This window comes from Capilliphycus salinus ALCB114379 (assembly GCF_047276495.1).
GTDB classification, from domain to species: domain Bacteria; phylum Cyanobacteriota; class Cyanobacteriia; order Cyanobacteriales; family Microcoleaceae; genus Capilliphycus; species Capilliphycus salinus.
Genome location: NZ_CP178543.1, coordinates 1,412,575 through 1,426,314, shown reverse-complemented (window position 1 = coordinate 1,426,314; position 13,740 = coordinate 1,412,575). Strand labels below are relative to the sequence as shown.

The following is a 13,740-nucleotide window of genomic DNA, read 5'->3' as shown; positions in this document are numbered from 1 at the left end:
CTTTGGTGAAAAAGTGAATTTTTCAATCAGTATCTACAGACAACAGGAGCAATTGAGCAGCCATGTTTGGTCAAAGTACATCAACGGGTAGAACCGCCCTCAGCGATAACGGTAGCCGGATGTATCGCATAGAAGTAGAAGCGATGGGTCAAAATGTTAACCCCGATCGCATCAGCTATCGCATCCGCAGCACCCGCAAAACTTACATCACGGTTCCCTACAACCGGATGAGCGAACAAATGAAGCGGATCAACCGCATGGGTGGTAAAATCCTCAGTATTGAACCCCTGACGGTTGATGGCAGCAGCGAAGCCAAAATGCAAGCGACCGCTGTCAATCAAATTTTGGACGGGGAAGGTAAGCCCAAATCAGTGGGCGCTGATGATTCCGATACCCAAGAGTAAATTTCAATGACGGCTTCAGAACAGCTTAACAACTTCAGTCAACCTCCAGAGAGTTTGACCGTCGAACAGGCGATCGCAAATCTTCAACACGAAGAATTGGGTCGCCGTTACTATGCTGCTTGGTGGTTGGGACGGTTTCGGGTTGGTGAACCGGAAGCGGTTGATGCTTTATTAGTTGCTTTACAAGATAAATCCGATCGCACCGAAGATGGCGGTTATCCCCTGCGTCGCAATGCCGCCAGAGCGTTGGGAAAATTGGACGATAAACGCGCGGTTCCGGCTTTAATTGAATGTTTGGACTGTTCCGATTATTACGTGCGGGAAGCCGCCGCTCAAGCTTTGGAAATGTTGGCAGACCCCCAGTGTATTCCCGCTCTGGTCAAATTCCTCGATGGCGGCCTAGAAGCGGCCCAACAAGTGCCGGGAAAACCCCATTTGGTACAGCCCTACGATGCGGTGATTGAGGCCTTGGGAACCATTGGCGCCACCGCAGCGGTTTCTAAGATTGAGCCTTTTACCGAACATCCCGTCGGACGGGTCCGCTGTGCGGCAATGCGATCGCTGTATCAATTAACCGGAAATAGCGCCTACGCAGAACGGTTAACCCAAGTTCTCGACAGCAATGAGTTACAACTCAGACGAACGGTATTAATGGATCTGGGCGCTATTGGTTATTTGAAAGCCGCAAAACCGATTTCTGAAACCTTAGCCGAAAATAGTTTAAAATTAATCGCCTTACAGGGTATTTTAGAACATCATCTTAAACAAACTGATTCGATTTCTCTGTCTTCAGAAGCCATCGAAGTGATGAATCTAATGGATTCTTTATTATAGTATGGGGGAGAATCGGAGCAAAAGGGCGGGTCCTGCCAAATGTATGTTTTCCCAGAAAAAATAGACGTAAACCCGCTCCAAACTGGGTTAACTTCCCCCAACTCTCAACTCCTAATTCCTAATTCCTAACTCTTAATTTTTGGGCGAAAATCAGGGAAAATGACCACTTCAGAATTGATTCGTGCAGTTGAACAGGCGGACTCCGCTGACAGCTTATTAGAAGCGGTGAGAATGCTCGCAGAAGCTCACTCACCCGAAGCGATTTCCACTTTAATTACCGTTCTCGGTTACAATAATCCGGGTGCGGCCGTTGCCGCCGTTGAAGGATTAATTGCCATCGGAGAACCGGCCGTTCTACCCTTGCTCGAACAGTTGGATGGTTATAATTATGGGGCGAGGGCTTGGGCAATTCGAGCCTTATCTTCGATAGGCGATCCGCGCGGTTTTAACGTATTATTAGAAGCGGCGGGGAGCGATTTTGCCCTCAGTGTTCGGCGGGCGGCGGCCAGAGGTTTGGGAACCATTCATTGGGAAAAAATGAACCCAAAAACCCGGGTTCTAGAGGCTCAAATTCAAGCCATGAATACCTTATTTCAAGCCAGCGAAGACCCGGAATGGATCGTGCGATATTCGGCAATTGTGGGCTTACAGGGGTTGGCAAACGAGATGAAAACTGAACAGTCTCAAGGGTTTAATAAAATTATTAATCGTCTCGAAGAAATTATAAAAAAAGATGAAACTTTGGCGGTTCAAGCCAGAGCAAAGTTAGCCCAAGAAAAGTTAGTATTAACCTAACCTCACACCTGTTGTTTCTGCGATAAACTAACAAATAAAAACTAAAAAATAAAATCGGTTTGACTTTGAGTTTTGCAAGAGGTTTTCAATGGCTTATACCGTCCAGAAACTCCTAACTTTTGAAAGATTTCTCGCTGAATATCGAGATAATCCAGGCTATGAACTCGCTGACGGAGAATTAGTTGAAACCGAACCCACCGGACCTCACGAAACCGTCAGTGGTAAACTCGCAACTCAAAGTCAATCATCCGCGAAAAACCGTATAGAGAGACACATTTAAACAATTGATCCCTTTTTTCGGAATCTTCCGTCAGACTCGGGCCGTCATTGGTATAATCTGAAGATATTTTTGATCGGCAGTGTCAGCGCACCCCGCGATCGCCCAAGTTTTGGATAGCGCAATTTGTGAGGAGATGAATTTATGTACATACTGGGAATTTCAGCCTATTATCACGATAGCGCGGCCGCTTTGGTCCGAGATGGAGAGATTATCGCCGCCGCCCAAGAAGAACGATTTTCCCGAAAAAAGCACGATGCTCGCTTTCCCGAACACGCGATCCGCTACTGTTTACAACAAGCCAATATCACCCTTCTCGATCTCGATCATATCGTTTTCTACGACAAGCCCCTGGTCAAATTTGAACGACTTCTCGAAACTTATCTCAGCTACGCCCCCAATGGGTTTCGTTCGTTTATGACGGCGATGCCGATTTGGTTAAAAGAAAAACTTTACCTGAAAACCATATTAAAAAAAGAATTCTCAAAATTACTCGGCGTTAAACGGGCGAAATTGCCAAAATTGATGTTTTCCGAACATCATCAGTCTCACGCGGCTTCGGCTTATTTTCCCAGTCCCTTTGAAAAAGCGGCCGTTTTGTGTCTCGATGGCGTGGGAGAATGGGCAACAACAACCGTCTGGTTGGGCGAAGGAAATACCCTAACTCCGCAGTGGGAAATAGACTTTCCCCATTCCTTGGGTTTGTTGTATTCTGCCTTTACTTATTATACCGGATTTAAAGTTAATTCGGGCGAGTACAAATTGATGGGATTGGCGCCTTACGGTCAGCCCAAATATGTTGATAAAATTCTCACCCATTTAATTGATTTAAAAGACGATGGGACTTTCCGGTTGAATATGGATTATTTCAACTACACCGTCGGCTTAACCATGACCAATAAAAAGTTCGACCAACTGTTTGAAGGGCCGCCCCGCAAACCGGAAACCAAACTCACCCAACGGGAAATGGATATCGCCGCTTCGATACAAGTTGTCACCGAAGAAGTGGTCTTGCGTTTATCAAGAACCGTTCAAAAAGAACTCAATGTTGATTATCTTTGTATGGCTGGAGGAGTGGCGTTAAATTGCGTCGCCAACGGCCGTATTTTGCGCGAGGGGCCGTTTAAAGACATTTGGATTCAACCGGCAGCCGGAGACGCGGGCGGGGCGTTGGGGGCGGCTTTGGCGGTGTGGTATCAATATCACGAACAACCCCGAATTGTTGAACCCGAAAAAGTGTTGGCAGAAGTGGGGAAAACCGTAGAAACTCCTCCTGTTCAAAGTTCAACCATTGCCACGTTAGAACCGAAATTAGAATCAAAAATAAAAACAGTTAGCGCTCCCCAAGATAAAATGAGAGGGGCTTATTTGGGGCCGAAATTTAGCGATGAGGAAATCCAACTTTACCTCGATTCTATTAATGCGGTTTATGTGCGGTTAGAAGACGCTCAATTAATGCCCCGTTTGGCGGAAATTCTCGATGATGGTAACGTTGTCGGCTGGTTTCAAGGTCGGATGGAATTTGGGCCGCGAGCGTTGGGCGGACGTTCAATTATTGGCGATCCTCGCAATGCTAAAATGCAGTCGGTGATGAATTTAAAGATTAAATATCGGGAATCTTTTCGACCGTTTGCACCGTCTGTTTTAGCCGAACGAGTTTCCGATTATTTTGAGATGAATTCCGCCAGTCCTTATATGTTGTTGGTGGCGCCGGTGAAAGAAAATCTTCGCATTCCGATGACCGCCGAACAACAAGAATTATTTGGTATTGATAAACTGAAAATTCCCCGCTCAGAAATTCCCGCAATTACTCATGTAGATTATTCCGCACGGGTACAAACGGTTCATCAAGAAACAAATCCCCGCTATCATAATCTCATTTCCCACTTTGAAAAACGCACGGGATGTGGTGTAATTGTCAATACTTCCTTTAACGTTCGGGGCGAGCCAATTGTTTGCACCCCGGAAGATGCTTACCGCTGTTTTATGCGAACCGAAATGGATTATTTAGTGTTAGAAAATTTCTTGCTGGCAAAATCTGACCAAACACCTTGGGAAAAAGATGAGTCTTGGAAACAAGAGTTTGAGTTAGATTAATTTGAAACCCCCTAAATCCCCCTTGTTAAGAATCCCCCTAAATCCCCCGCCCCCGTGACCCCCAATAATGGGGGTAAAAAGGGGGACTTTCAAGAATTTCCCCTTCTTTTCCCCCCCCCGCCTCCCCACCCCCCTTTTTAAGGGGGGACAAGGGGGGATCATAGGGAGGTGCCGTAGGCGGAGGGATCAAAGGGGGGCTAGGGGGGATAAAAAAGGGGCTTAATGAGACAATTTCAGCTTAGTTTTTTAGACTTAATAAACAAACAATGGATCACGAAATTCCCAAACTTGATAAAAAAGGTTTACGAGAATTCGGACTCACAACAGGCGCCATATTTGCGGGGTTGTTTGGGTTCGTGCTTCCCCTCGTATTTCGACACTGGCCCCCTCCGGTTTGGCCCTGGATTTTGGGGTCAATTTTGGCGGTTTGGGCGTTGATTATTCCCGGTACGCTTAATCCGATTTATTACGGTTGGATGCGGGTTGGTTTGGTGTTAGGCTGGATTAATACCAGGATTATTCTCGGGGCGGTTTTTTACGCTATGATGACACCGATGGCATTAATTAAACGAATTTTCGGCAGCGATGCTATGCAGCGGGAATTAAACCCCAATCTTTCAACTTATCGGGTTGGAAGTACAGTTAGAAATCGTGAAAGTATGGAGCGTCCTTTCTGATGTTTGAAGCCACATTAGACTTTTTAAAAGACTTGTGGGCGTTTATGAAAGAACGCAAAAAATATTGGTTATTGCCTCTAATTATTACTTTGGTTTTGTTGGGGGCGCTGATTGTTCTTTCTCAAGGTTCTGCAATTGCTCCGTTTATTTATACGTTATTTTAAACGTAAACCCATTGAAAACGGCAGCGATAAAAAAGCAAGTTCGTATGTAGAGATGTGTAATTTCATGTCTCTACACCGCTTTATTTTTTGGAAGAGAAGTAGACGAGAATGGGTAAACGCAAGACTTGGATATTGAATCTGGGTTTAACACTGGGAAGTGTTTTATTTGGCGTATTCATAGGAGAAATTGGTCTGCGTTTGGCGGAAATTGAGGGCTTAAAAAAGCTACCTCAACCCGGTCATGGGAACTTTTCCCCTTCTTTTTATACCACGTCTCATCCTGATTTGGGTTGGGTAAATCGACCGGGGGCTGAGGGTTGGTGGCGACAGGAAGGAGAGGCTTATATTGAGATTAATATTGACGGGTTGCGAGATCAGATTTATTCAAAAAATAAGCCAAAAGATGCGGTAAGAATTGCGGTTTTAGGCGATTCTTTTACCTTGGCGGTTCAGGTTGCAGTTGAAGAAAATTATAGTTCAGTTCTCGAAAAAGAATTACAAAATTGTGCAGATTTAAAAGATAAAAAAATAGAAGTGATGAATTTTGGGGTGGATGGTTACGGTACCGCCCAAGAATTGTTAATGTTGCGCGAAAAGGTTTGGGATTATCATCCAGATATTGTGATTCTTTCGTTTTTTATTGGCAATGATATTATTGATAATTCAGCCCAATTGGAAAGCAATCATTATCGGCCCTTTTTTGTGTATAAAAATGGTGAGTTAGTTCCCGATTATTCTTTTAGAAAGTTATCTCTCGAACATAGCGATCGCTATTGGATTACAATGGTAGATCGGCTACCGAGTGGGTTGGTCAATCGTTCGAGAATTTTACAAGTTGCTAAAAAAGCCGAACGAGATTTAAAGCAGAAAAATTTACTTCAGCATTTAAACAAACTCAACGCTAAAAACTTTCGAGAACCCACCGATCCGGTTTGGGAAGAAGCTTGGAACATTACGGAAGATTTAATCACAATTATGAATCAAGAAGTTCAAGAAAAAAATGCTCAGTTTTTGTTGGTTACTATCGGCGATCCGATGCAAGTTCATCCGAATCCTGCGTTTCGTCAATCTTTTATGAAGACTGCTAAAATAGAAGATTTCTTTTATCCCGATAAACGACTCAAAGCGTTGGGCGATCGCGTTGGTTTTCCGGTGTTGAATTTAGCCGAACCCTTTCAAAGCTATTCAGAAGAAAATAACGTCTGTTTACATGGGTTTGAAGCCGCCGTTCCTTGTGCGGGACATTGGAACCCAGACGGACATGAATTCGCCGGAAAATTAATCGCAAATCAGTTATGTCAACAGGTGAAAAAATGATCAAGAAACTCAAACCTTTGGCGGTTAATTTGGCGTTAGTTTGTGGAAGTTTTATCTTTGCAATTCTTATCGGTGAAATCGGTTTGCGAGTCGCCGGAATTGAGGCACCATTACCCCCAGATCCCGAGTCAGAAACCCTCGCCTATCGGGTTGATGATCCTTACCGAGGTTGGGCGCCCCGTGCGAATGCGGTAACGGTTTGGGCGGGTGAAGGGGAAAGAACCGGAGTTCAGATGAATAGTAGCGGAATGCGCGATAAAGAACGAACGGTTAATAAGCCTGAAAATACCTATCGAATTGCATTTTTAGGGGACTCATTTGTTGAGGCGATTCATGTTCCTTTAGAATATACCGCTGCGGCGATTATGGAACAAGAATTAGCCGAATGTTCGCCGTTGAAAGGGAAAAATGTTGAGGTGTTAAATTTTGGCGTTCAGGGTTACGGTACCGCCCAAGAATTGATGACGTTACGCCATCATGTTTGGCAATTTTCCCCGGATTTAGTATTATTAGGTTTTTATCCGGGTAATGATATCCGCAATAATTATAAACCCCTAGAACACGATCATTTTCGTCCCTATTTTACGTTGGAAAATGGGGAATGGGTGATCGATGATTCGTTTAAAAATATGACCCAACTCGAACGGGATTATTATTCAACTACTAGGGTGGATTATTTACCCCGTTGGTTGTTGGAAAGTTCGCGAATTTTACAATTATTTAGACAGGCGGAAGCCCAAGCCAAACAGCGTCAGTTTGAACGAGACTACGAACAAACGAATATCAATTTCTATAAAGAACCTCCCGATGAAAATTGGGAAGAAGCTTGGAAGATTACCGAGGGATTAATTACGTTAATTCGGGATGAAGTTCAAGAAAAAGGGGTTGATTTTATGGTTTTTGCGATCAGCGATTCCTATCAAGTTCATCCTCTAGTTCAAACACGCCAAGAGTTTATGGAAAAATACGATATTGAAGATTTATTTTACCCCGATAAACGCATTCAAGCTTTGGGTGAACGAGAAGGATTTACGGTATATAGACTCGCTGAACCCCTGCAAAAAGTAGCAGAAGGAACGGGGGAATGTTTACATGGGTTTGAGAATGCGTTACCCTGTGAAGGTCATTGGAACCGAGAAGGAAATCGAGTCGCTGCTGAGTTGATGGCGAATCAAATTTGTCAGCGAATTACCTCTCAGCAACAGGTGAAAAAGCCCACACAAACACCCTAGATTTTATGATAAAATTACCCTTGAAAAAACAAATTAAGCCCTTGCTAACGATTGGTTTGGTTAACTTAATTCTTGTGTTAATTGGAACGGAAGCGGTATTCTTTTTGTTTGTCTTGTTTACAGAAAAGCGAATTATTTATTTTCAACGTCAATACATTCTACCAAAAGAATCCTTAAGCTTTACAGAATTATCTCAAAATCAATCAAAGAATGAATCGATTATTGTTCGCTTTCATCCCTTCTTTGGCTATGTTCTGAAACCGGGAGTCTATAGCCACGAACTTTCCGGGTTAAAAGTGAATAATTATGGTTTTTTCTCGCCTTATGATTATCCTTATATTAAAACTCATTCCAATCAAATTATTATCGGGATTTTTGGCGGTTCGGTGGCGAGTGATTTTAGTGTAAATGAAACCATTGACCCTTCTCATCCCCGAACTTTAATTCAGAAAATAAAATCTTTACCCCAGTTTGAAAATAAAGAAATTATCGTTCTAAACTTTGCCAATGGCGGATACAAACAACCCCAACAACTGTTGATTTTAAGCTATTTTTTATCTATTGGTCAAGAGTTTGATTTGGTGATTAATATTGATGGGTTTAACGAAATTGCACTTTCTCCTTTCAATAATCAGGCGAAACTAGATGTAACCCTGCCGAGTTTTCAGCATTTTCAACCGTTAATCAGTTTAGTTAATGGGGATTTATCGGCTATTATTTCTCTAGGAGAGATGATGAAAACCCAAGAAAAGTTATCACAAATTAACCCCAAAATCAATCAATGTAATTTTGGTTTATGTTACGCAAAAAACTTGATAATCAAACAACATTTATCTCAAAACTATCAACAGCAAGTTTCAGCCTTTGATCGACAACAAATCAGAAAACAGTCAACAGCAAGTAACAAGGAAAATAGCTTAATTTCCATCCCTAAAAAATCGGAAGTATTAGAAGATAAAGTTGCGATTAATCAAGCGGTAAATAATTGGGTAGAATCTTCTTTGATGATGTCTCATTTACTTTCCATGCGTCAGATTCCCTATTTTCATTTTATTCAACCCAACCAACATTACCCAACTCAACGTATTTTTTCATCGGAAGAAAAGAGAATCATTCGAGAGAGTCCCTATCGCCAAGCTGCAAAAAACGGTTATCCCCTGTTGATTTATCAAGTTGAAAAAATGCAAAAATATGGTATAAATCTATTTAATGCTGTTAAAATATTAGATGAGACTTCCGAAACCGTTTATCGAGATAGTTGTTGTCATTACAACCAACTCGGACAGGATATCCTAACTGATTATGTCGCTCAATCTATTCTAAAAAATTTGAATTCCTCGAACAATCTCAACTAACTGTTTTATCTTTAATCATTCCCTCAAAACCGGATAAACCATGAAAAAATTAAACCTTAAATTTATCAAAGAAGGACTGAAGCTGACTGTAATTAACCTGGCGCTTTTATTTGTATTTCTTGAACTGGGTTCTTTGGGGTTTTACTTTATTAGAAATCAACAGTTTTTTTATACCCGAGAAAAATCAGAAGATTATCGAGATTTGGGGATTAATTTAGAAGGGGTGCGAGTTGGAGGAGAGTCAATTGTTGAACGTTTACATCCTTTCTTTGGGTTCGTACAAAAACCGGGGCCTGATTTCCGACCCGGTTTCAAGTATAATAATTACGGGTTTATTACTCCCTACGATTATCCTTTTGTAAAAACGAGTGATAATCAACTCATTGTCGGAGTTTTTGGCGGTTCGGTGGCTTCTAACTATTCAATTTATGAAGTCAATAACAAAGTGTTAGAACAAATATTCCGACAAATTCCTGAATACAAAGACAAGGAAATTATTCTCTTATCCTTTGCTATTGGCGGATACAAACAACCCCAACAATTGTTAATATTAAACTATATGTTGGCGAGGGGTCAGAAATTTGATTTAATTATTAATATTGACGGGTTTAACGAAGTCGCCCTTTCCAATCTTAACAATCAACGCCAGCTAGATTTTGCCATGCCAAGTCCCGCTCATATCGAACCTTTAACCGGACTGGCGAATAACAGTTTATCCAACAAAGCTTTAAGAACCCTATTAGAAATTAAAGATAATAAAGAACAGTTGGGCGATAGTATTGAAAGCCTACAAGACTGTAAACTTGCGTCTTGTTATGCGGTGAAGTCGGTTTACGTTCAAACTTTGGTGAAAAACTATCGAGAAAACCTACAAAGATTTGAGAGATACAGAAATAAACCCCTAGATCAGAACCAAGAAAGTGTGATTTTCTTTTATAGTCAGGATAGTGTTTTACCCGATGCAGTATTTTTTGAACAGGTGGCGGATTATTGGGCGAAAACGTCGATTTTAATGCACCAAGTCGCAACGGCTAATAATATTCCCTATTTTCACTTTTTTCAACCGAATCAATATTGGAAAACGAATCGAAAATTTAGCGAAGCGGAAAAGAAAATTGCCTTGAGTGAGGCGAGTCCCTACGAAAAAGGCGTGAAAATTGGCTATCCTTTGCTGTTGGAACGAATTGATGATTTGAAAGCCAATAATGTGAATATTTTTAATGCGGTGAGTATTTTTGATGATGTAGCCGAACCCGTTTATGGGGATAACTGCTGTCACTACAACGCCAAAGGAGATGAGGTGTTTTCAAATTATATCGGGCGTTCCATTGTGGAGACGTTGACGGGTAAACCCCTTGAAGAAAACACCAAAAAGTGATAAACTTATCAAATAATCTGAAGTGCAAATGAAGTTAAGAGATAGTCACAGTTATCTTTTATCTGGGTGTTAAAATTTTGTGTTAAAATTGAAAAGAATCTTAAAATAGTTCGATAATTTGAGATGAATGATCTTGGGCAAAGTTTATCAAAACAGTTAGAACTGATTGTTGAGCAATGGGTTGAAGCTGTTCATCGAGATGGAGAAATAAATAGTGCGAAAGAGCTTGCGTATAATGCGGTAAAAAATAGTCTACCCGAGGTTCTTGCCGAAGTGGGAAGGCTACTTTCGCGACAACACTCTCCCGATTGCGATCAGCTAGAAGAAAAGAGTTTTGAACACGGCTTTGTACGCGCCGAACAGGGATATGATGCCGCCGAAATTGTGCGAGAATACCGAATTTTAAGAATGATTATTTTAGATGTTTTACATCCGGATTTCCGCACGGGTTCCGTTGATGAGGTACTGGAAGCGATCAAAATTCTAGATAATGTTTTAGATAAAATTATTGCGAATAGTTTGGAGAGTTATATTGACGCAAGGCTAAATGAACTCAAACAAATGCAAAGCCAATTAACATTAACCAATCAGGAGTTAACCCGCCTCGTTCAAGTTCAAAAAGATAATCTAGCCTATCTCGCTCACGAACTTAAAACCCCGCTAAATTCAATCATTGGTTATTCTGATTTATTAATTCGAGAACAACAAAAACGCTTAAAGTCTCAAGATAAAGCCACAGCAGTTAACCTCGATCATATTGAACGGGTACTTCGCAATGGACGACAGCTTCTGAAAATTATTAATGATGCCCTTAGAAATCTCTCGCTACGATCAAGGCGGTATGCAACTAAACTTAGAAAGAATTAATGTTGGTTCACTGATTCAAGAACTCCTAGAAGAAGGATTACAACCCCAAGCCGAAGCCAAACAACTTGAAATTTTTCTAGATATTAAACTGGCTCCGCTACAAGTTATTACCGATCCTTTACGCATTCAACAACTTGTTAATAACTTAGTGAGTAATGCTATTAAATACACAAATAAGGGAAATATTAAAGTAATCTGTCAGCAACTTAATCAACAAGAATGGTCGATTGTGGTTGCAGATACGGGAGTTGGAATTTCTGAGGACAATAAAGCCAATATTTTTGAATCCTACTTTCAAGTTTACCCGGCGGAATACCCCTTGGAAAGTGTGGGTTTAGGACTGGCAATTGTTAGCCGAATTGTGAAATTATTTCAAGGTGAAATAGACTTGGAGTCTACTTTAGGAGAAGGGTCAGTTTTTACAATTAAATTGCCTTTTATTAAATAAAATGGCTAATTATATTTGAGGGAATATACAATCTTTATTGTGCTAAAACTTCACTCAACACAACAACCGATAAATTTTGTAGGGTGCGAAATCCTTTATCGTTGGTGAGGAAAAGGTTGCAATTTGTGGTAAAATGAGAGGCAGCGTGAATGGCATCGGGAGTTTTTAAATTGCTTTGCGATCGCAAACGTGCGGCTTCTCTCAGGATGTCTAAATTAACTGGAATCAGTTCAATTCCTGTCGATAAAAGTAGTTCTTCATAGTCCGCTACTAAATTCATATCATTCATTCTGAAAGGGCGAACAAGCACTTCCATTAAAGTTAGTTCGCTGGTGATTATTTCAATCTCTCCCCTCTGAAATTTTAACCATAGCGGTTGTAAAAGTGTCCAATAATTCGGGTTACTTTCTACCGTGTAAATTATTACAGCAGTGTCAACATAAACCAGACTCAAAGAGGGAATATTTAGCTGTCCCATGACTCTCTTTCCTCCCGAATATATTGATCAATTTCTTCAGCAGAGGAGGTTGAGGAACGATGACTGCGAATATGTTCAATCAATTCTACAATTTTACTCCGTTTAGAAGAAGATTTCTCGGGGACAACAACAAACACGTCAACCGTCTCATCAACGGGAAGTTCTGAATGTTGAATTTCTATTTTGTTTCCCGGTAAAACTTTAACTTTTGTATGAAATGCTGATTGCATCTTTTTTCCTCAAGTTTCAAGCGATAATCTACGATACAGCTTAAATTCTGCTTCAATTATAACAAAACTATTGTGACAGATTTGAATCTTTTTCTAACAGCTTTTTCGATAACACTTCTGCTGCTAATTTATTTCCCGCAATATTCCAATGGGTATCGTTGGGTTTGTAGAGTCGGGTTTGACGAGAAGCGGCGATAAATTCATCCATCAAATCAATGTATTCAATATTGTTTTTTTGAAAGGTTTCCTGTAACATTCGGTTGGGGAGTCGGAAATCTAACTTATCCGGCTCGTCAAAATCAAACATTTCGATAATTTTAGCCTGCAAGTTTTGATCGACTTGAACTTCATCGGGAATAATCACCACGACTAACTTAATATTGCGATAGTCGCAGATTTCCTGAATTTTGATAATATCATTCACCGCATCTTTTACATATCCCTCAAAGATATCATCGGCTGGATTTTTAACGAACATATTGCTTTTATTTTTGGTATCATTTAAGTAAAATTCATCGGTGTGGGTGGGTGCGCCGTCAACGTATGTTAAACTATTACTGGGATTGAAAATTAATCCTTCATATTGGGTTTGAAGTTTAATTAGCGATCGCACAAAAGAAATCACATAGGATTTATCCCATCTTCGTTCTTTTGCTTTGAATTGATTATCCATAAAATCGTTGCCAATATAAAAGGAAAGTAACACCATATCCGGTTGAACTTCTAACCCTTCATTGATTAACAAAGAAAGATAATCTTTTGGACCCATTCCCGGAATTCCCATGTTAATCAGTTCAATTTGTTGATTGTTTTGATTGAGTTTTTCTTCTAACAATGTGAGATAATTGTATTGGTAGGGAACAATTCCAAAGCTGAAAGAATCCCCAATTGCGATCATTCGATAAACGCCCTCGGGTTTTTCGGTTGTAAATTCTACATCTTTAAAACCTTTAGAATTTAACGTAAAGTCAAAATCTTGAGAGTTGGGTTTTCCTCGCCAACGGTTGTAGGAACGGTCTGTAAAGAGGAACGTAGGGTTGATTTTGTGGTAAATTCTGAAGGTAATTTCTGATAAAATTAACGTGATAGCGGTGATGATTAAGGTTTGGAGAAAGAAGGATTTAACTTTTTTGAGTTTTAGCATTTTATTCTAATTTTTAGTAAAAATTATGTTCGTAGTCGTTGCT

Annotated in this window: 16 protein-coding genes; 13 read left to right on the top strand and 3 right to left on the bottom strand. The window is 40.7% G+C overall.

What is annotated here, in order from left to right; translation table 11 throughout:
* The first annotated feature begins 62 nt into the window (after positions 1 to 62).
* The 13 genes from ACL6C3_RS05865 to ACL6C3_RS05805 all read left to right on the top strand — a co-directional run bounded on the left by ACL6C3_RS05865 (position 63) and on the right by ACL6C3_RS05805 (position 11,845).
* A complete protein-coding gene (locus ACL6C3_RS05865; protein ID WP_413166147.1) occupies positions 63 to 404 on the top strand; it encodes a phycobilisome linker polypeptide in 342 nt (113 codons plus the stop codon).
* 6 nt (positions 405 to 410) lie between these two features.
* The gene (locus ACL6C3_RS05860) at positions 411 to 1,238 is read left to right on the top strand and encodes a HEAT repeat domain-containing protein (RefSeq protein WP_413166145.1); all 828 of its coding nucleotides are present in this window, start codon (positions 411 to 413) and stop codon (positions 1,236 to 1,238) included.
* Positions 1,239 to 1,397: 159 nt separating this feature from the next.
* Positions 1,398 to 2,033 (top strand): HEAT repeat domain-containing protein, encoded by a 636-nt coding sequence (locus ACL6C3_RS05855; RefSeq protein WP_413166143.1) that lies wholly within the window; start codon positions 1,398 to 1,400, stop codon positions 2,031 to 2,033.
* A gap of 88 nt (positions 2,034 to 2,121) precedes the next feature.
* The gene (locus tag ACL6C3_RS05850; protein WP_413166141.1) at positions 2,122 to 2,313 is read left to right on the top strand and encodes a hypothetical protein; all 192 of its coding nucleotides are present in this window, start codon (positions 2,122 to 2,124) and stop codon (positions 2,311 to 2,313) included.
* A gap of 141 nt (positions 2,314 to 2,454) precedes the next feature.
* Entirely contained in the window at positions 2,455 to 4,407 is a 1,953-nt protein-coding gene (locus ACL6C3_RS05845) for a carbamoyltransferase (RefSeq protein WP_413166139.1), read from the top strand.
* A 266-nt stretch (positions 4,408 to 4,673) separates the two neighbouring features.
* On the top strand, positions 4,674 to 5,084 hold the full coding sequence (locus ACL6C3_RS05840; protein ID WP_413166137.1) for an SxtJ family membrane protein: 411 nt from the start codon (positions 4,674 to 4,676) through the stop codon (positions 5,082 to 5,084).
* A complete protein-coding gene (locus ACL6C3_RS05835) occupies positions 5,084 to 5,248 on the top strand; it encodes a DUF5989 family protein (protein ID WP_009782541.1) in 165 nt (54 codons plus the stop codon). Before ACL6C3_RS05840 ends, ACL6C3_RS05835 begins: the two co-directional genes overlap by 1 nt.
* A gap of 108 nt (positions 5,249 to 5,356) precedes the next feature.
* A complete protein-coding gene (locus ACL6C3_RS05830; RefSeq protein WP_413166136.1) occupies positions 5,357 to 6,565 on the top strand; it encodes an SGNH/GDSL hydrolase family protein in 1,209 nt (402 codons plus the stop codon).
* Positions 6,544 to 7,797: an SGNH/GDSL hydrolase family protein gene (locus tag ACL6C3_RS05825; RefSeq protein WP_413166134.1), complete on the top strand. Its 1,254-nt coding sequence runs from the start codon at positions 6,544 to 6,546 to the stop codon at positions 7,795 to 7,797. Before ACL6C3_RS05830 ends, ACL6C3_RS05825 begins: the two co-directional genes overlap by 22 nt.
* Positions 7,798 to 7,802: 5 nt before the next feature.
* Complete coding sequence (locus ACL6C3_RS05820; RefSeq protein WP_413166132.1) at positions 7,803 to 9,152, top strand: hypothetical protein; 1,350 nt, start codon at positions 7,803 to 7,805, stop codon at positions 9,150 to 9,152.
* A gap of 40 nt (positions 9,153 to 9,192) precedes the next feature.
* On the top strand, positions 9,193 to 10,530 hold the full coding sequence (locus ACL6C3_RS05815; protein WP_413166131.1) for a hypothetical protein: 1,338 nt from the start codon (positions 9,193 to 9,195) through the stop codon (positions 10,528 to 10,530).
* 123 nt (positions 10,531 to 10,653) lie between these two features.
* Positions 10,654 to 11,397 carry an RsbRD N-terminal domain-containing protein gene (locus ACL6C3_RS05810; protein WP_413166129.1) on the top strand — a complete coding sequence of 248 codons (744 nt, stop codon included), beginning with the start codon at positions 10,654 to 10,656 and terminating at the stop codon, positions 11,395 to 11,397.
* Complete coding sequence (locus ACL6C3_RS05805) at positions 11,372 to 11,845, top strand: sensor histidine kinase (protein WP_413166127.1); 474 nt, start codon at positions 11,372 to 11,374, stop codon at positions 11,843 to 11,845. Before ACL6C3_RS05810 ends, ACL6C3_RS05805 begins: the two co-directional genes overlap by 26 nt.
* Before the next feature lie 34 nt (positions 11,846 to 11,879).
* Here ACL6C3_RS05805 and ACL6C3_RS05800 read toward each other — a convergent pair whose 3' ends face one another.
* From ACL6C3_RS05800 to ACL6C3_RS05790, 3 genes are all read right to left on the bottom strand, one after another.
* Positions 11,880 to 12,323 carry a type II toxin-antitoxin system VapC family toxin gene (locus ACL6C3_RS05800; RefSeq protein WP_413166125.1) on the bottom strand — a complete coding sequence of 148 codons (444 nt, stop codon included), beginning with the start codon at positions 12,321 to 12,323 and terminating at the stop codon, positions 11,880 to 11,882.
* Entirely contained in the window at positions 12,311 to 12,553 is a 243-nt protein-coding gene (locus ACL6C3_RS05795; protein WP_413166124.1) for a hypothetical protein, read from the bottom strand. Before ACL6C3_RS05795 ends, ACL6C3_RS05800 begins: the two co-directional genes overlap by 13 nt.
* Before the next feature lie 67 nt (positions 12,554 to 12,620).
* The gene (locus tag ACL6C3_RS05790) at positions 12,621 to 13,697 is read right to left on the bottom strand and encodes an SGNH/GDSL hydrolase family protein (protein WP_413166122.1); all 1,077 of its coding nucleotides are present in this window, start codon (positions 13,695 to 13,697) and stop codon (positions 12,621 to 12,623) included.
* Positions 13,698 to 13,740 lie beyond the last annotated feature (43 nt).

Coding starts and splice junctions, on each gene's coding strand:
- ACL6C3_RS05855 (WP_413166143.1), top strand. CDS start 1,398: ATGACCACTTCAGAATTGATTCGTGCAGTTGAACAGGCGGACTCCGCT.
- ACL6C3_RS05805 (WP_413166127.1), top strand. CDS start 11,372: ATGCAACTAAACTTAGAAAGAATTAATGTTGGTTCACTGATTCAAGAA.
- ACL6C3_RS05825 (WP_413166134.1), top strand. CDS start 6,544: ATGTCAACAGGTGAAAAAATGATCAAGAAACTCAAACCTTTGGCGGTT.
- ACL6C3_RS05790 (WP_413166122.1), bottom strand. CDS start 13,697: ATGCTAAAACTCAAAAAAGTTAAATCCTTCTTTCTCCAAACCTTAATC.
- ACL6C3_RS05850 (WP_413166141.1), top strand. CDS start 2,122: ATGGCTTATACCGTCCAGAAACTCCTAACTTTTGAAAGATTTCTCGCT.
- ACL6C3_RS05845 (WP_413166139.1), top strand. CDS start 2,455: ATGTACATACTGGGAATTTCAGCCTATTATCACGATAGCGCGGCCGCT.
- ACL6C3_RS05800 (WP_413166125.1), bottom strand. CDS start 12,323: ATGGGACAGCTAAATATTCCCTCTTTGAGTCTGGTTTATGTTGACACT.
- ACL6C3_RS05810 (WP_413166129.1), top strand. CDS start 10,654: ATGAATGATCTTGGGCAAAGTTTATCAAAACAGTTAGAACTGATTGTT.
- ACL6C3_RS05815 (WP_413166131.1), top strand. CDS start 9,193: ATGAAAAAATTAAACCTTAAATTTATCAAAGAAGGACTGAAGCTGACT.
- ACL6C3_RS05820 (WP_413166132.1), top strand. CDS start 7,803: ATGATAAAATTACCCTTGAAAAAACAAATTAAGCCCTTGCTAACGATT.
- ACL6C3_RS05830 (WP_413166136.1), top strand. CDS start 5,357: ATGGGTAAACGCAAGACTTGGATATTGAATCTGGGTTTAACACTGGGA.
- ACL6C3_RS05860 (WP_413166145.1), top strand. CDS start 411: ATGACGGCTTCAGAACAGCTTAACAACTTCAGTCAACCTCCAGAGAGT.
- ACL6C3_RS05835 (WP_009782541.1), top strand. CDS start 5,084: ATGTTTGAAGCCACATTAGACTTTTTAAAAGACTTGTGGGCGTTTATG.
- ACL6C3_RS05840 (WP_413166137.1), top strand. CDS start 4,674: ATGGATCACGAAATTCCCAAACTTGATAAAAAAGGTTTACGAGAATTC.
- ACL6C3_RS05795 (WP_413166124.1), bottom strand. CDS start 12,553: ATGCAATCAGCATTTCATACAAAAGTTAAAGTTTTACCGGGAAACAAA.
- ACL6C3_RS05865 (WP_413166147.1), top strand. CDS start 63: ATGTTTGGTCAAAGTACATCAACGGGTAGAACCGCCCTCAGCGATAAC.